Raw genomic sequence first — 15,980 nt, 5'->3', positions numbered from 1 at the left:
GGCTTTTTGCGCTTATTCGCCCTGTGAAAGCAGGATCGCCGAGACCGGCACAATCGCAAGTGTCGACTGGTCAAGCTGACCCGCCCAATCGCGCAGCGCTGCGAGTGTTTCCGGCGTCATCCGCCCCATGATCACAACATCACCGGTCTGGCGCGCACGAAATGCGGACTGATCCAGCGCGCGCGCAATTGCGCCGCTGTCTTCGTTCTCGCCATCAAGATCACGCAGGATCGTCACGGCAGGAACTCCGGCCTGTTCCGCCGCGCGTGTCGCATCGCTCAGCCCACGCTGGACGGTGACAAAGCCAAGGCCGTCAGCCGCCAAAATCTGCATCACCTGCGTGTTGACAGACCGGTCCTGAATCGCGCCCGCGCCCAATGAAAACAGCATCGCGGCTTCGGGCAAAAGCTGGAACGCGGCCTCGAAGGCCACTTCCACATCCGCAGGGCGCGCGCCCGACGGCAGATCAGCCTGAAGTGCCACCTCAAGCCCCGCCGCGCGATAAGCCGCCATCTTCTCGCCTGCTCCGTCGGCCAGCGCGTTAATTGCAACCGTCGGTGCAAAACCCAGCGTCGTGAGTGCAGGAGCCGCGTCCGCCATCGCATCGGTATCGACGAGCACAACGGCGATCTTTGGCAGACCGTTGCCGTTCTCAAAAGGTGCTGCAAAGCGCATCAATGCGGGCGCATCAGCTGGAAATTCATCAGCCTCGGCGGTCGCAGGTGCTGCGTCTTCGGCCTCAGCAGGCTCCGCACCGGGGCGGTTAATCCGCACCCCGCCTGACGCTTGCGGCAATGCTTGCGCGACAACGACCGGCTGGTCCGAAGTAGCGGGCGCTTGCTCTGGCACGGCTGTTTCTTGCTCTGGGGCAGTGTTTTCTTGCGCGGGCACAGGTGTTTCTTCCGGCGTCGCCACAACCGTCTCGGCGGCAACAGGAGGCTGCACGGCCTCAACTGCTGCTTCGCTGACAGGTTCATCCGCCGCGGTGACTTCCATCGGCGTGTCCTGCGGAACCGCGGCAACTTCGCTTTGCGGGGTGTCCTCTGCTGTCGGTGCCGCCTCTTGCGGTTCGGGCGCAGGCTCTGCCGCTGGCGCTGTGGTCTCAGCATCCGCAGCAACCGCTTCCGCTTGATCCTCAACAACAATCACAGGCGGCGCAACGGCGACTGGTATGTCATCCTGTCCGGCAGTCACAGCCGGTGCCACGTCCAGAGCCTCAACGGCATCCTCTCCCAGAAAAGGTACTGTGGCCGTCGTTGTCGCTTGCGGCGCGGGCTCTTCCACGGCCGCTACCACGGGTAATTCGGCGGTTTCCGTCGACACTTCCGGCGGCGTCTCGCTCTCTGGCGTTGCAACGCTCAGCGGGACAGAATCTACGAAACTCGGCACATCTTCAGGGCTGCTAGGTAGTGGCACGGGGAGCTGCGTAGTGGTTACAGCAGGGACCAATTCAGGCGAAGCCAGCTGCGGTTCGGCAGGGCCAGTTGCAAAATCCGGCTGCTTGTTGGCAAGCGAGATGCCACTCAGTCCGACGCCGCCCAAAATCAGCCCCCAGAGACTGCCCTTTACATAGCCCTTCATCTGCCCATACCTTTTTTCTTCGACCTTGACGTGCCCTTGCGTCCCGGCCCATGTATGGCGGGCTTATACCGTTCTCTTACCGGGGAACGGTAGCCCTTTTTGTTACATGCGCGGGTTTTTACTATGCTGCTTCTGATCGATAACTATGACAGCTTTACCTATAACCTGGTTCACTACCTTGGCGAGCTTGGTGCAGATGTCGTGGTCAAACGCAATGACGCGCTTGATGTACAAGAAGCGATGGCCATGCGCCCCGAAGCAATCATGCTGTCGCCCGGCCCTTGTGATCCGGCCCAAGCGGGGATTTGTCTCGCGCTCGTGCATGCCGCAGCTGAGGTGAAGATGCCTCTGATGGGTGTCTGCCTTGGACATCAGGCAATCGGCGAGGCCTTCGGCGGCAATGTCGTGCGGTGCCATGAAATCGTCCACGGCAAAATGGGTGCGATGCATCATACCGGCAAAGGGCTCTTTGCCGGATTGCCAAGCCCGTTTGAGGCCACGCGCTATCATTCGCTGGTGGTCGACCGCGCCACCCTACCCGATTGCCTTGAGATCACGGCGGAGCTGGAAGACGGCACCATCATGGGCCTGCAACACCGCGACCTGCCCATCCATGGCGTGCAGTTCCATCCCGAAAGCATCCGCTCCGAACACGGCCATCAGCTTCTCCAAAACTTTCTCGCCAACACGAAGGTGCCCGCATGAGTGACGCAATGAAGCCCCTGATTTTCGCAGCCTCCGAGGGTCCGCTGTCGCGGTCGCAGGCGGAAGAGGCCTTCGGCTATCTGTTTGAAGGGGCCGCAACCCCTGCGCAAATTGGCGGGTTTTTGATGGCGCTGCGCGCACGCGGCGAATCTGTCTCTGAATACGCCGCTGCCGCCGCCGTCATGCGCGCGCATTGCATCCCCGTCAAAGCCCCCGAAGGTGCCATGGATATCGTTGGCACGGGTGGTGATGGCAAACACACGCTGAATATCTCGACCGCGACCGCGTTTGTGGTGGCTGGTGCCGGCGTGCCAGTGGCGAAACACGGCAACCGCAACCTGTCATCGAAATCGGGCACCGCAGACGTACAGAGCGCGCTCGGCATAAATGTCATGGTTGGCCCTGAGGTGGTAGAGAAAGCAATCGCAGAAGCGGGCATTGGTTTTATGATGGCCCCGATGCACCATCCGGCCATGAAGCATGTGGGACCCATCCGCGTCGAATTAGGGTCAAAAACGATCTTCAACATACTGGGACCATTGACTAATCCAGCAGGCGTGAAGCGCCAGCTAACCGGCGCTTTCGCCCCCGATCTGATCTTCCCGATGGCTGAAACCCTGCAACAGCTTGGCACCGAAAAAGCGTGGCTTGTGCACGGGAGCGACGGCACCGACGAGATCACGATCTGCGGCCCCACGGCTGTTGCGGCCCTTGAGGACGGCAAGATCAGGTCCCGCGAAATCCACCCCGAGGATGCGGGCCTGCCGGTCCATAGTTTCCGCGATATTATCGGGGGCACGCCCACGGAAAATGCGGCCGCCCTGTCCGCATTGCTGGACGGCGCGACAGGCGCTTACCGGGACGCCGTGCTCTTAAACGCCGCTGCCGCCTTGGTCGTGGCCGACAAAGCAGGCGATCTCAAAGAAGGGGTTGCAATCGCCCGCGACAGCATCGACAGCGGCAAGGCCAAAAAGGCGCTCGAAACACTCGCACGGATTACGTCTGCGGCGTGATGTTTGATCTGACGGATCTTGGCGCATGGGGCGATCTGCCGTTTTTTGCCCACGACCTTCCGGACATTGCAGCACAGATTGACGAGGATTTCCTGCCGCCCCCCACGCTGACCTTTGCAGCCCTCAAACGCACCCAACCCGATGAGACCCGTGTCGTGATCCTCGGCCAGGACCCCTATCACACCCCCGGCAAAGCCGATGGACTGGCGTTTTCTATTCCAGATGGCTTTGGCGGACGCCTTGACAGTCTGGGCAATATTTTCAAAGAAATTCAGAGCGATACAGGCCATGCGCGCACGAAGACTGGCCTTCAGGATTGGGCAGATCAGGGTGTTTTGCTGCTCAACACGGCCCTTACCGTGCCACCGGGCCAACCCAAAGCGCATGCCAGACTGGGCTGGTCAACGCTGGTCACCCAAGCGCTGAAACGTCTCGACGACCGTCCCCGTGCCTTTATCCTGTGGGGCGCACCTGCACAGGCCTATGCCAAGCACCTTGGCCCCGATCACCTGATTCTGCGTGCACCGCACCCGTCTCCTCTTTCCGTACATCGCGGGTTTTTCGGGTCGCGCCCATTTTCAAAGGTGAACCAGTGGCTTATTGAACAAGGCCAAGAGCCAATCAACTGGGCGGACCCATGAGCGATATTCTCGAAAAGATCAAAACCTACAAACTCGCCGATGTGGCCGCGCGCAAAGCAGCGGTTCCTCTCGCAGAGGTCGAAGCCCGCGCCAAGGCGGCCCCTCCCACTCGCGGTTTTGCTGATGCGCTGGCGGATGCGGTGCGCGAAGGGTACGGGCTGATTGCCGAGATCAAGAAAGCCAGCCCATCCAAGGGCTTGATCCGTGCCGATTTCGATCCGCCCGCGCTCGCCAAAGCTTATGCCGAAGGGGGCGCCACCTGCCTGTCCGTTCTGACCGACGGCCCCTCTTTCCAGGGCGACGACAGCTATCTGACCGCCGCCCGTAGCGCTGTCGATCTACCCGCGCTGCGCAAGGATTTCATGTATGACACCTATCAGGTCGCCGAAGCCCGCGCCCTGCACGCCGACTGCATCCTGATCATCATGGCGAGCGTCAGCGACGCCCAGGCGCAAGAGTTGGAAGAGGCCGCCTTTGCATGGGATATGGATGTGCTGATCGAAGTGCATGACGCGGCAGAACTGGAACGGGCCACGCTGCTGAAGTCACCGCTGATGGGGATCAACAACCGCAACCTCAAAACCTTTGAAACCACGCTTGATACTACCCGCACCCTGTCCAAAATGGTGCCCGCAGACCGCATGATCGTCTGTGAAAGCGGCCTGAACACACCCGAGGAACTGGCTGATATGGCCCGCTACGGGGCGCGTGCGTTCCTGATCGGTGAAAGCCTGATGCGGCAGGATCACGTGGCCACAGCCACCCGCACCCTGCTTGCCAATCCCGCCACAGGGCGCCTGTGATGTCGGGGCTTTCGCATTTCGATTCCGACGGCAAAGCGCATATGGTTGATGTCTCGGACAAACCCGTGACCGCGCGCACGGCGATTGCGGAAGGCTATATCAGGATGACGCCCGCGACGCTCGCTCTGATCACCGAAGGCCGCGCCGACAAAGGTGATGTGCTGGGCATCGCGCGGATCGCAGGGATCATGGGCGCCAAGAAAACCGCCGATCTGATCCCGCTCTGCCACCCTTTGCCGATTACAAAGGTCGCGCTTGATCTGACCCCGGACACCACTCTGCCCGGCATCCGGATTACCGCTACCGTCAAAACCGGCGGTCAAACCGGTGTCGAGATGGAGGCGCTCACAGCCGTCAACATCGCAGCCCTGACCGTTTACGACATGGTCAAAGCCGTACAAAAAGATATGGAAATCGGCGGTGTGCGGCTCACCTTCAAGGACGGCGGCAAATCGGGACGGTTCGAAAACCCATGATTTCGGTCGATGAGGCCCTTTCCCATCTCTTCGCGCTCACCTCACCGCTGGACGCCGAAGACGTTCCGCTGATCAAGGCGCATGGCCGCGTGCTTGCAAAAGACGTACATGCCACGCGCAACCAGCCTCCTTTCACCGCCTCCGCAATGGATGGTTATGCAGTGGACGCCACATCCATCAAAACCGGCCAGACCTATGAAGTCATCGGCGAGGCTGCCGCCGGCCATGCATGGCAAGGTCAGGTTGGTCCGGCGCAGGCTGTGCGTATCTTCACCGGCGCGCCCTTACCCGAAGGAACCGATCACGTCATTATTCAGGAAAACGTCACGCGCGCGGGCGACACAATCACCCTGGATGACAGCGCCAATGACACCCCCTTCGTGCGGCCTGCCGGTACCGATTTCAAAGCGGGCGATGCCATCCGCGCGCCGCGTGTGCTCACCCCGTCCGATATCGCCCTGCTCGCGTCGATGAACATCGCGACCTTGTCTGTCACCCGCAGGCCATCGGTCGCCATTATCGCAACGGGCGATGAACTCGTCCAACCGGGCGAGACACCGGGGCCCGATCAGATCATCGCCTCGAACAGCTACGGGCTCGCAGCGCTCATCCGCCAGCTTGGCGCTGACCCGCGCTTGCTTCCGATTGCGCGCGACACCCGCGCGTCGCTCGCACTGGCCTTTGATCTGGCCGCGGATGCCGACCTCATTGTTACAATCGGCGGTGCGTCCGTCGGTGACCATGATCTGGTGGGTGAAGTCGCCGCCGACAAAGGCATGGACCGCGCCTTTTACAAAGTCGCCATGCGCCCCGGCAAACCGCTGATGGCCGGGCGCATCGGCCGGACGACAATGATCGGCCTCCCCGGCAACCCTGTCTCTGCGATGGTCTGCGGGCATGTGTTTCTCGCCCCCGTGATCCGCAAAATGCTGGGGCTCGGCGCACAGCCTGCCCTGCGCGAAACCCACGCTCTCGCCAAACCCGCCCCCGCCAACGGTCCCCGCGAACACTATATGCGCGCGCATCTCGGCCCTGAGGGTGTGACGATTTTTGACCGACAGGACAGCGCGCTGCTCACTGTGCTGGCCGCGTCCAATTGCCTTGCCGTGCGCCCGATCAACGATCCCGCCCGCAACACCGGCGACCAGATCGACATTATCCGCCTCTGAACTTGGACTTTCCATGTCCCATCAAACTTCCGCCGGAGGCATCCCGTGTTCTGCGTATGAATCAGCCGCCAGTTGACACAAAACAAGAACATGCATAGAACATATGCAAAACGTGGTAACGGAGCAGTCATATGTTGACGAAAAAACAGCTCGATCTTCTGGAGTTCATTCACAAGCGCGTCCAGCGCGATGGTGTCCCGCCCAGTTTCGATGAAATGAAAGAAGCGCTCGACCTGCGCTCCAAGTCCGGTATCCACCGCCTGATCACCGCTTTGGAAGAACGGGGTTTCATCCGGCGTTTGGCGCATCGCGCCCGCGCGCTTGAGATCGTGAAACTGCCCGATGCAATGCAGGGCAAGACCGGTTTTCAGCCACGCGTGATTGACGGTGACAAACCGGACAGCACCCCTGCCGCCGCCATAGCCGTTGAAAGCGGATCGGTTGACCTGCCGATGATGGGCCGGATTGCGGCCGGTGTCCCGATTGAGGCAATCAGCGAAGTGTCGCACAATGTTTCAGTGCCACAATCGATGCTGGGCAGCGGTGATCACTACGCGCTTGAAGTTAAAGGCGATTCGATGATCGAGGCAGGCATCAACGACGGCGATGTCGTGGTGATCCGCGAAACATCAGTGGCCAACAATGGTGATATCGTCGTGGCCCTTGTTGAAGGCCATGAAGCCACGCTGAAACGGTTCCGCCGCAACGGCGCGGCCATCGCGCTTGAGGCCGCGAACCCTGCTTATGAAACACGGGTATTCCGTGATGATCAGGTCAAGGTCCAAGGCCGATTGGTCGGCCTGATCCGGACCTATTAGGGTTGTTCCAATTTATCTCGGAAGGGTCGCTTCGGCGGCCCTTTTTTGTTGCGCATAAGACAGCGTGACGGGCGCAGGCCACGGGCCTTGCCAACTGTTCCATGGGCGCTGCCCTGTCATCTGATGTGCCGTTGTGATCCGCAAATCACCATTCCCCGCCACATCCAGCGCCAAAGCGCCCGTGTTGCGCAGGCGTGTCACATCATAGACCGCGCAGGGGCGTGGCCCTGCATCAATCTGATTGCTGATCAGCACGTCGGCCCCATCACAGTCCCGCAATGCCACAAGGGCTGTTTTGCCAGACACCTGCAACACCTGCCATTCCCCCAGATCGGCCCGTGTGACACGCCCCTCGATCAAGAGCCCGTCACGCGCGGCGGCCACCTCTTGGGCGACGGGCGCACCATCATTTTCAAGCCAGATGTCCGCAACAAAGCTGTTGCCAGAGGGCTTGGAGAGCGCCCGCCCATCCGTTCCATTGAGCCCGATCAGCGCGCCGCTATCAGCGACAAGCAGTGTGGCGCGCGAAGTCTGTTGCCAAAGCACAGCGGCCAACAAGACGACAGCAACCCCGATCAACCGCCCCCGCCCCACAATCAGCACGCATGCCAGAAGCCCAAATGCCAAAAGCGGCAAAACAAACCAATCCGGCGCAATAACATGCCCCAGCGCGCCCTCTTGCGCGGATACGGTGCGCGCCACCAACAAGATCCAGCGCAGCCCGATGTCCATCAACCCAAGCCCGATCCACCACAGCCCCAAGGGCGCAAGGCAGACCGCCAGCACCGCCGCAGGCATCACCAGAACACCCATCAAAGGCACGCTCAGGACATTGGCAATCAAGCCGTAATGGGCAATCTGGTTGAAATGTGCCGCAGCGAAAGGTGCTGTCGCAATCCCGGCAATAAACGATGACAGGATCACGGACAGGACCGCTCGCGCCCATCGCGGCAGGCGGTGCAGATCAACCTTTCGGAGTGCCCCGAACGCCACGACGAGAGCCGTTGTGGCCGCAAATGACATCTGGAACCCCGGCCCGATCAGGGCCTCGGGTTGCCACACCAGCACGAGAATTGCAGCAATCGCAACGGCCCGGAGTGTCAGTGCCTTCCGCCCAAGCAAGACCGCAACCAGCATGACCGCAACCATGATATAGGCGCGCTCGGTGGAAACACTGCCCCCCGACAAGGCCAGATAGAAAGCCCCCACGGCCAGCGCACAGACTGCGGCGATCTTCTTGGTGGGCCAACGCAAGGCGATGCCGGGGATCGATGCCAAACCATACCGGACGACTGCAAAGATAAAGCCCGTCAAAAGCCCCATATGCAGTCCGGAAATGGCCAGAAGATGCGCAAGATTGGAAGTACGCAAATCGCGCAACGTCTCTTGCCCCATACCGGACCGGTCACCGGTCATGATGGCGGCGGCAAAGGCCCCCGCTTCGCCCGGGATCGCGGCTTGCACCGCACGCGACACCGCCATGCGCAGCGCAAAAAGGCGTGCGGCAACGGTGGTATTATCGGCCGCGATCAACCGCAGGACGGGCGTACGCGTATAGCCTACGGCGCCCAGTTCCATGAACCATGCATGGCGTTGAAAATCGAAACCGCCCGGCTCGGCTGGGCCTGCGGGCGGTGACAGATGCCCCGTCAGGATAATCACATCACCGGGGGTAAAGACAGCAAGCGGCTGTTGGCCATGCACCGACACGCGCACATGGCGCGGTGTACGGGCCGGTGACATGCGTTCAAGAACAACGCGGTCCAGCGTCAACCGCACCGCATCGCTGGCCGAACGGTCGATATTCACGATCCGGCCCTCGATTGCGCCATAATAGCGAAAGGTCAGGATCGGGGTCTCGACCGCCGCCACGCGGAGCTTGGCAATGCCTGCCCCTGCGACCACCAGAACCAGAGCCATCAGCAAAGGCGCAAATGCCGTGGGCACCAGACGTGACGCAATCAGCAAACAGGCCGCAGCAATGGTGAAACCGGCCATAAGCAGGACATCAGGTTCAAAAGACAGTGCAAAATAGGTGCCAATACCAACGCCGAGACACACAGGCACCCAGCCGATCAATTGCCCGCGTTGCGCCAGAAGCGCGTCTTCGATCCGCGCACGCACTTGTCCTTCACCCCGCAGTCTTCTATCCCACGTCCAAGCCGGGATCTTACCGGAAAGCTGGTTAGCGAAAGGTTAATATACCCATGTCTGTTGTCACACGCTTCGCCCCGTCACCCACCGGTGCCCTGCACATCGGGGGTGCGCGCACGGCCTTGTTTAACTGGCTTTATGCCCGCGGACACGGTGGCACATTCCTGCTGCGGATCGAGGATACAGACAGGGCGCGTTCCACAGACGAAAACCGCCAGGCGATCCTTGATGGTCTGACATGGCTGGGCCTTGATTGGGATGGCGAACCGACCAGCCAGGCCGCGAACGCCGACCGTCACGCGGCTGTTGCGCATGAACTGCTGGCCAAAGGCGCGGCCTATAAATGCTTCAGCACCCAGGATGAAATCGAAGCCTTCCGTGAAAAGGCCCGCGAAGAGAAAACATCCACCCTGTTCCGGTCACCATGGCGGGATGTGGCCGCAGCGGACCATCCTGATGCGCCCTACGTGATCCGCATCAAGGCCCCGCGCGACGGGCAGACAACGCTGCACGATGAGGTGCAAAGCGATGTGACATTCGCCAATAACCAGTTGGACGACATGATCCTGCTGCGCTCGGACGGCACACCTGTCTATATGCTGGCGGTCGTGGTGGACGATCACGACATGGGCGTGACCCATGTGATCCGTGGTGACGACCACCTTGCCAACGCCTTCCGGCAAAACATGATCTACGAGGCGATGGGATGGCCGAAACCTGTGCTGGCGCATATTCCGCTGATCTTCGGCCCTGACGGCAAAAAGCTGTCAAAACGCCACGGGGCGACGGGTGCTGCCGAATATCAGGCGCTGGGGTATCCTGCGGCCGGAATGCGCAACTATCTGGCGCGTCTGGGGTGGAGCCACGGGGATGACGAGTTCTTCACCGACGCACAGGCCAAGGAATGGTTCGATCTGAACGGAATCGGCAAATCACCGGCCCGGTTCGATTTCAAAAAGCTCGAGAACATCTGCGGTCAGCATATTGCCGTCGCAGACGATGCTGCACTGCTGCAAGAAATGCAGGGTTACCTTGCGGCAACAGGGGCTGAACCGTTCACCGAGGCACAAAAAGATGGCATGCTGAAAGCGATGTACTGCCTTAAAGAACGGGCCAAGACCTTTCCGGAACTGATTGAAAAGGCTCACTTTGTTCTGACATCACGCCCGATTGCGCCGGACGAGAAGGCCGCGGCCCATCTGACTGATGTATTCCGTGGTATACTGGGAGAATTGACGCCGCAGTTGCAAAATGCTAGCTGGTCTCGTGACATCCTGGAAGGGGTCGTCGCATCCACTGCCGAAGCTCATGACATGAAACTAGGCAAGCTGGCCGGACCTTTACGGGCGGCTCTCGCTGGACGCGCGGTCTCACCGAGTGTGTTCGACATGATGTTGGTCCTCGGGCAAGATGAAACCATCGCCCGCCTGCAGGATGCCAGCCGCTGATATCTGCGTCATAGACGCGTGATTATCCGCTGGTAGCCAATGTTGATTGATGCTGCTGCTGCGACTGGATTGGTCGCAGGACCGAAAGGGAATGAAATATGGCTGAGACTACCGATACCGCGAAGCTGACGCTCAAAGGCAAGACTTACGAATTGCCCGTCTACTCCCCCACGGGCGGACCAGACGTGATTGATATCCGCAAGCTTTACGCCCAAGCCGATGTGTTCACCTATGACCCCGGCTTTACGTCTACAGCAGCCTGCGACAGCACCATCACATTTATTGATGGCGAAGAAGGCGTGCTGCTGCACCGTGGCTACCCGATCGACCAGCTGGCGTCACAGTCGCACTACCTCGAAGTCTGCTACCTGCTGCTTTATGGCGAGCTGCCTTCTTCCACAGAATTGGAAAAGTTCGAATCCCTCGTGACCAATCACACGATGATCCACGAACAGATGCACAACTTCTTCCGTGGTTTCCGCCGCGATGCGCACCCGATGGCCACGATGGTGGGTGTTGTTGGCGCGATGTCTGCATTCTATCACGACAGCACCGACATCAATGACCCGCACCAGCGCGAGGTGGCCACGATCCGTTTGATCGCCAAGATGCCGACCGTTGCCGCGATGGCCTATAAATACTCCATCGGCCAGCCGTTCGTGTATCCACGCAATGATCTGGATTACGCCGCGAATTTCCTGCACATGTGCTTTGCTGTACCCGCGCAGGAATACCACGTTGATCCAATCCTGGCCCGCGCGATGGACCGTATTTTCACGCTGCACGCCGATCACGAGCAAAACGCCTCGACCTCGACCGTGCGTCTTGCTTCTTCCTCTGGCGCCAATCCGTTTGCCTGTATCGCCGCCGGTATCGCCTGTCTTTGGGGCCCTGCGCATGGCGGTGCGAACCAGGCCTGTCTTGAAATGCTCAAGGAAATCGGCACCGTTGACCGTATTCCGGAGTTCATTGCACGCGCCAAGGACAAGAACGACCCTTACCGTCTGATGGGCTTTGGCCACCGCGTTTACAAGAACTTTGACCCACGCGCGACTGTGATGAAGCAAAGCGCCGATGAGGTGCTGGAACTTTTGGGTGTTGAAAACAACCCTGTTCTGCAAGTCGCAAAAGAGCTTGAGAAACAAGCGCTGGCCGATCCGTATTTTGCCGATAAAAAGCTGTTCCCGAATGTGGACTTCTATTCCGGTATCATCCTTGAGGCGATGGGTTTCCCGACCTCGATGTTCACACCGATCTTTGCCGTTGCCCGTACCGTGGGCTGGATTTCGCAGTGGGCCGAACAGCTTGCCGATCCACAGTTGAAGATCGGCCGTCCGCGCCAGCTTTATCTGGGCGAGATGGAACGCAAATATGTCGATATCGAAAAACGCTAAGACTTTGGGGCTGCCTTCGGGCGGCCCTTTTCAATCATGCCCCTAGTGACCAAACGCTTGGTGCTGCGCGCCGCGCGGCAAGAGGACCTGACGGATCTCTATGCGATCTTCAGTGATCCGCGCGCGATGCGCTATTGGTCGACACCACCCCATGACAGCCCCGCACGCACGCAGAAAAACCTTGACCGTTTGATCGCCCATGCCGACGGGTTGCTGACCTATTTCGTGATTGAAAAGGACGGGCGCGTGATCGGGACCGCAGGCATGCATCAAGCCAACGAGGTGGGCTTTATCCTGCATCCGGATTATTGGCGGCAAGGCATCATATCCGAGGCCATGGGCGCGATCATTCCGCACCTCTTTGCCATCACGGATCACGCGCAACTCACCGCGGAAGCAGACCCCCGAAATGCAGCTTCTGTTGGTATCCTCAAATCACTGGGGTTCAAGGAAACCCACAGGGCCGAGCGGACATTCTGCATCAACGGCGAATGGTCAGACAGCGTGTATTTCGCACTTCAGCGGCCTTCGTAGACCGCTTTGCGCTTTTCCAGGAACGCGACGACACCTTCCTGAAAATCGCGCGTCTCGCCGCAGCGCCCTTGCAGTTTTGCCTCAAGCGCCAGTTGCTCGTCCAATGAGTTCTCGAACGACCCACGGATCGCCTTTTTCAGCTGCCGGTAAGCCACCGTCGGACCCTGCGCCAGATGGGCGGCACGTGTGGCCACATGGTCTTTGAATGTTGACGCAGGGGCGGTCTCATAGATCATCCCCCATTGCTCGGCCTGTTGCGCACTGATCTTGTCGGCAAAAAGGGCCGCCCCCATCGCTTTGGCAGCACCCATCTGGCGCGGCAACCAATAGGTGCCACCGGCATCAGGGATCAGGCCGATGCGGGTGAACGCCTGAATGAAATACGCATCCTCGGATGCAATGACCACATCAGCCGCCAGTGCGAGGTTCGCCCCGGCCCCGGCTGCGGGACCGTTCACCGCCGCGATTGTCGGGACACGGCAATCGAAGATCGCCTTCAGCATCGGCACATATTCATCGCGCAGGGTGCGTTCCAGATCAAGCGTCGCCGCACTACCGCCATCGCCAAGATCCTGACCGGAACAGAACGCCCTGCCCGCCCCTGTCAGGACAACCACCCGCGCATCTTTTTCAGCGGCTTTGAAAGCATGGGTGATCTCGGCGCGCATCTGCGTGTTAAGCGCATTCATCATGTCGGGACGGTTCAGCGTAATTTCAGCGACAGAATTGCGAATGGCGAAGTGAATGGCCTGATAGTCCATGAGCGGGATCCCCTAATAGTTTCCCGACACTCTAGTGAACTGATCCGTTTAGGAAAGGACTACTGCACGTCACGACCGCAGTATTTTCTCCAATTCCGCTTTCTCGTGCTCGGACAAGGCCTCGGTTGTGTCGCGTCTGGCGCGGATCGTGGACCAACCGACGCCAAGCGCAATCAGCAAGAGCGCGGGTGCAGCGAGCCACAACACAATATTTGCACCTTCCGTCGTTGGACGCAGCAGGACAAATTCACCGTAGCGTGCTACAAGGAAATCCACCGCTTGCGCATCCGTGTCCCCCGCGACCAGCCTTTCGCGCAACAAAATCCGAAGCTCTTTGGCAAGCGCCGCGTTGCTTTCATCAATGTTTTCATTGCGGCACACAGGGCAGCGCAGCCCTTGTGAGAGATCGCGCGCCCGCTCTTCCAACACTGGATCGGCAAGGATCTCACTGGGGTCAACGGCCCAGACCGGCCCGCCAAGCAGCAACAGGATGAGCAAAAACCGCTTCATTCCGCAGGTACCGCCCCGACAGGGGTTTTCTTGGCTGATGCCGCCCCAACCCGCAAACGCCGGTCAGAAAGCGAGAAACACCCGCCAAGCGCCATCAGGATCGCGCCACCCCAAATCCAGTTCGCAAAGGGTTTGAGATAGACACGCACCGCCCATCCGCCATTTGCCTGCGGATCACCGATGACAACATAGATATCCCGCAAAAAACCGTTCAAGATCGCGGCTTCGGTTGTGGGCATGTTAGCAACAGGATAGAACCGCTTTTCAGGATGCAGATCGCCGACCTGATTGTCACCACGCCAGACCGACATATCGGCCATCGTGGTCAGATAGTTCGGGCCTTGTTGCTGGCTGACGTCATCCAGACGGAACTCGAACTGGCCAACAGTCCAAGCGTCGCCGATCTGGGCCACGCGGATATCTTCCTTTTGCCACGCCAGCATCGCGGCGATACCAAAGATCGTCACACCCATCCCGATATGTGCCGTCGCCTTGCCCCAATCCGCGCGCGGCAAGCGCGCAATGCGGTGCAGGCGCGACATCAAACCGTCACGGCCACTGCGCAACCACAGATCAAGAAGTGCGCCACCGACGACCCAAACACCAAGCGCCACACCAACCGGCCCCAAGGCCGAATTGCCGCTCTGTACAGCGTAGACGAGTGCCGCAATGGCGACAGATAGCACAAGCCACCCCACCAGTGATTTCGACGCCCGTGTCAGATTTCCGCGCTTCCACGCCAGAAGCGACCCGAGCGGCAATGCAATCGCCAGCGCCACCATGAACGGTGTAAAGGCCGCGTCAAAGAACGGTGGTCCCACGGATAGCGTGCGATCAAACAGCATCTCGGCTACCAGTGGCCAGATCGTTCCGATGAACACCACAAAACAGCTCACTGACAACAGGATGTTGTTCAGGATCAACGCGCTTTCACGGCTGACGGTCGAGAAGACGCCCTTTGATTCCATCGCCCCCGCGCGGAACGCAAAGAGTGTCAGCGCGCCCCCCAAGAAGACCGCGAGAATGATCAGGATCAGCATCCCGCGTTCAGGATCGTTTGCAAAGGCATGAACCGAAGTCAGCACACCCGAGCGCACGATAAACGCGCCAAGCAGCGAGAAGCCAAAAGCCATGATCGCCAGCAGGATTGTCCAGCTTTTCAGCGCTTCGCGTTTCTCGACCACGATGGCCGAGTGCAGCAACGCCGCCGCGATCAGCCAAGGCATGAAAGAGGCATTCTCGACCGGATCCCAGAACCAGAACCCACCCCAGCCCAGCTCATAATAGGCCCACCAAGAGCCAAGCGCGATACCGACAGTCAGGAACATCCAGGCGGCCAAAGTCCACGGACGGACCCAACGGCCCCACGCCGCATCAACGCGTCCCTCGATCAAGGCGGCGATCGCAAACGAGAAAGACATGCTCAGGCCAACATAGCCGAGGTAGAGGAACGGCGGGTGAAAGGCCAAACCGGGGTCTTGCAAAAGCGGGTTCAGGTCACGCCCGTTCAGGGGTGGAACTTCCAGCCGCAGGAACGGGTTGGATGTGAACAGGACGAAAGCAAAAAACGCCACGCCGATCGCCGCCTGTACTGACAGCACCCGCGCGCGCAAACGTGCTGGCAAGCCGTCACCAAACCACGCGGCACAGGCGCCAAAGAGCGTCAGGATCACCATCCAGAGCAGCATCGAACCCTCATGGTTACCCCAGACACCTGTGATCTTGTAGATCATCGGTTTGTCGGTGTGGGAGTTCAGGTAGACCAGCTGCAACGAAAAGTCGGATGTCACAAAGGCCCATGTCAGCACCGCGAACGAAAATGCGGTGAGCAGGAATTGTACGGTGGCCGCCGGTTCGGCTATCGCCATCCAGCTTGCGTTGCCACGGTGCGCGCCGATCATCGGCACGATCATCTGGAAAATGGCAACGCCAAAAGCCAGAATCAAAGCGAAGTGTCCAAGTTCTATCAACAT

15 protein-coding genes are annotated in these 15,980 nt (G+C 59.8%); 10 read left to right on the top strand and 5 right to left on the bottom strand.

The genetic code is table 11. The annotated features are described in order from the left end of the window. Nucleotides 1-12: 12 nt before the first annotated feature. The gene (locus tag B0B09_RS02425) at nucleotides 13-1,581 is read right to left on the bottom strand and encodes a divergent polysaccharide deacetylase family protein (protein ID WP_076658218.1); all 1,569 of its coding nucleotides are present in this window, start codon (nucleotides 1,579-1,581) and stop codon (nucleotides 13-15) included. Between the two features lie 123 nt (nucleotides 1,582-1,704). Between B0B09_RS02425 and B0B09_RS02420 the strand changes: the two genes are divergently transcribed. The 7 genes from B0B09_RS02420 (at nucleotide 1,705) to lexA (ending at nucleotide 7,206) form a co-directional block, all read left to right on the top strand. Further along, nucleotides 1,705-2,286 (top strand): anthranilate synthase component II, encoded by a 582-nt coding sequence (locus B0B09_RS02420; RefSeq protein ID WP_055292584.1) that lies wholly within the window; start codon nucleotides 1,705-1,707, stop codon nucleotides 2,284-2,286. Continuing rightward, nucleotides 2,283-3,299, top strand: a complete 1,017-nt coding sequence (trpD, locus tag B0B09_RS02415) for an anthranilate phosphoribosyltransferase (protein ID WP_076658217.1) — start codon at nucleotides 2,283-2,285, stop codon at nucleotides 3,297-3,299. Before B0B09_RS02420 ends, trpD begins: the two co-directional genes overlap by 4 nt. After that, entirely contained in the window at nucleotides 3,299-3,940 is a 642-nt protein-coding gene (locus tag B0B09_RS02410) for a uracil-DNA glycosylase (protein ID WP_076658216.1), read from the top strand. Before trpD ends, B0B09_RS02410 begins: the two co-directional genes overlap by 1 nt. Continuing rightward, on the top strand, nucleotides 3,937-4,743 hold the full coding sequence (gene trpC, locus B0B09_RS02405) for an indole-3-glycerol phosphate synthase TrpC (RefSeq protein WP_076658215.1): 807 nt from the start codon (nucleotides 3,937-3,939) through the stop codon (nucleotides 4,741-4,743). Before B0B09_RS02410 ends, trpC begins: the two co-directional genes overlap by 4 nt. Further along, nucleotides 4,743-5,219, top strand: coding sequence for a cyclic pyranopterin monophosphate synthase MoaC (gene moaC, locus B0B09_RS02400; protein ID WP_076658214.1), 477 nt, complete (start codon nucleotides 4,743-4,745; stop codon nucleotides 5,217-5,219). The genes trpC and moaC overlap by 1 nt, the downstream gene beginning before the upstream one ends. Beyond that, complete coding sequence (locus tag B0B09_RS02395) at nucleotides 5,216-6,388, top strand: molybdopterin molybdotransferase MoeA (protein ID WP_076658213.1); 1,173 nt, start codon at nucleotides 5,216-5,218, stop codon at nucleotides 6,386-6,388. The genes moaC and B0B09_RS02395 overlap by 4 nt, the downstream gene beginning before the upstream one ends. A gap of 131 nt (nucleotides 6,389-6,519) precedes the next feature. Next, nucleotides 6,520-7,206, top strand: coding sequence for a transcriptional repressor LexA (gene lexA, locus B0B09_RS02390; RefSeq protein ID WP_055292578.1), 687 nt, complete (start codon nucleotides 6,520-6,522; stop codon nucleotides 7,204-7,206). Nucleotides 7,207-7,218: 12 nt separating this feature from the next. Here the strand turns inward: lexA and B0B09_RS02385 are convergent, their stop codons facing one another. Continuing rightward, nucleotides 7,219-9,330, bottom strand: coding sequence for a ComEC/Rec2 family competence protein (locus tag B0B09_RS02385; protein WP_242654324.1), 2,112 nt, complete (start codon nucleotides 9,328-9,330; stop codon nucleotides 7,219-7,221). Nucleotides 9,331-9,413: 83 nt separating this feature from the next. Here B0B09_RS02385 and gltX point away from each other — a divergent pair, with 83 nt between their 5' ends. The 3 genes from gltX to B0B09_RS02370 all read left to right on the top strand — a co-directional run bounded on the left by gltX (nucleotide 9,414) and on the right by B0B09_RS02370 (nucleotide 12,736). Further along, on the top strand, nucleotides 9,414-10,808 hold the full coding sequence (gene gltX, locus B0B09_RS02380; RefSeq protein WP_076658212.1) for a glutamate--tRNA ligase: 1,395 nt from the start codon (nucleotides 9,414-9,416) through the stop codon (nucleotides 10,806-10,808). 98 nt (nucleotides 10,809-10,906) lie between these two features. Next, on the top strand, nucleotides 10,907-12,202 hold the full coding sequence (locus tag B0B09_RS02375; RefSeq protein WP_055292575.1) for a citrate synthase: 1,296 nt from the start codon (nucleotides 10,907-10,909) through the stop codon (nucleotides 12,200-12,202). 36 nt (nucleotides 12,203-12,238) lie between these two features. After that, nucleotides 12,239-12,736 carry a GNAT family N-acetyltransferase gene (locus tag B0B09_RS02370; protein ID WP_076658211.1) on the top strand — a complete coding sequence of 166 codons (498 nt, stop codon included), beginning with the start codon at nucleotides 12,239-12,241 and terminating at the stop codon, nucleotides 12,734-12,736. Here B0B09_RS02370 and B0B09_RS02365 read toward each other — a convergent pair. The 3 genes from B0B09_RS02365 to B0B09_RS02355 form a co-directional block, all read right to left on the bottom strand. Next, nucleotides 12,721-13,497 carry an enoyl-CoA hydratase-related protein gene (locus tag B0B09_RS02365; RefSeq protein WP_076658210.1) on the bottom strand — a complete coding sequence of 259 codons (777 nt, stop codon included), beginning with the start codon at nucleotides 13,495-13,497 and terminating at the stop codon, nucleotides 12,721-12,723. The two genes, B0B09_RS02370 and B0B09_RS02365, sit on opposite strands and share 16 nt — an antisense overlap. Before the next feature lie 69 nt (nucleotides 13,498-13,566). Then, nucleotides 13,567-14,007: a cytochrome c-type biogenesis protein gene (locus B0B09_RS02360; protein WP_076658209.1), complete on the bottom strand. Its 441-nt coding sequence runs from the start codon at nucleotides 14,005-14,007 to the stop codon at nucleotides 13,567-13,569. Further along, complete coding sequence (locus B0B09_RS02355; RefSeq protein ID WP_076658208.1) at nucleotides 14,004-15,980, bottom strand: heme lyase CcmF/NrfE family subunit; 1,977 nt, start codon at nucleotides 15,978-15,980, stop codon at nucleotides 14,004-14,006. Before B0B09_RS02355 ends, B0B09_RS02360 begins: the two co-directional genes overlap by 4 nt.

The sequence above is a fragment of the Yoonia rosea genome (assembly GCF_900156505.1).
In the GTDB taxonomy this organism is placed as follows: Bacteria; Pseudomonadota; Alphaproteobacteria; order Rhodobacterales; family Rhodobacteraceae; genus Yoonia; species Yoonia rosea.
Note: the sequence above shows the minus strand (reverse complement) of the source record. Positions and strands in the feature narration are given on the sequence as shown.

Excerpts from the sequence above, each read along its gene's own strand:
- moaC (WP_076658214.1), top strand. The coding sequence starts at position 4,743 with ATGTCGGGGCTTTCGCATTTCGATTCCGACGGCAAAGCGCATATGGTT.
- gltX (WP_076658212.1), top strand. The coding sequence starts at position 9,414 with ATGTCTGTTGTCACACGCTTCGCCCCGTCACCCACCGGTGCCCTGCAC.
- B0B09_RS02425 (WP_076658218.1), bottom strand. The coding sequence starts at position 1,581 with ATGAAGGGCTATGTAAAGGGCAGTCTCTGGGGGCTGATTTTGGGCGGC.
- B0B09_RS02375 (WP_055292575.1), top strand. The coding sequence starts at position 10,907 with ATGGCTGAGACTACCGATACCGCGAAGCTGACGCTCAAAGGCAAGACT.
- B0B09_RS02410 (WP_076658216.1), top strand. The coding sequence starts at position 3,299 with ATGTTTGATCTGACGGATCTTGGCGCATGGGGCGATCTGCCGTTTTTT.
- trpD (WP_076658217.1), top strand. The coding sequence starts at position 2,283 with ATGAGTGACGCAATGAAGCCCCTGATTTTCGCAGCCTCCGAGGGTCCG.
- B0B09_RS02360 (WP_076658209.1), bottom strand. The coding sequence starts at position 14,007 with ATGAAGCGGTTTTTGCTCATCCTGTTGCTGCTTGGCGGGCCGGTCTGG.
- B0B09_RS02355 (WP_076658208.1), bottom strand. The coding sequence starts at position 15,980 with ATGTTGATAGAACTTGGACACTTCGCTTTGATTCTGGCTTTTGGCGTT.
- trpC (WP_076658215.1), top strand. The coding sequence starts at position 3,937 with ATGAGCGATATTCTCGAAAAGATCAAAACCTACAAACTCGCCGATGTG.
- lexA (WP_055292578.1), top strand. The coding sequence starts at position 6,520 with ATGTTGACGAAAAAACAGCTCGATCTTCTGGAGTTCATTCACAAGCGC.
- B0B09_RS02395 (WP_076658213.1), top strand. The coding sequence starts at position 5,216 with ATGATTTCGGTCGATGAGGCCCTTTCCCATCTCTTCGCGCTCACCTCA.
- B0B09_RS02370 (WP_076658211.1), top strand. The coding sequence starts at position 12,239 with ATGCCCCTAGTGACCAAACGCTTGGTGCTGCGCGCCGCGCGGCAAGAG.
- B0B09_RS02420 (WP_055292584.1), top strand. The coding sequence starts at position 1,705 with ATGCTGCTTCTGATCGATAACTATGACAGCTTTACCTATAACCTGGTT.
- B0B09_RS02365 (WP_076658210.1), bottom strand. The coding sequence starts at position 13,497 with ATGGACTATCAGGCCATTCACTTCGCCATTCGCAATTCTGTCGCTGAA.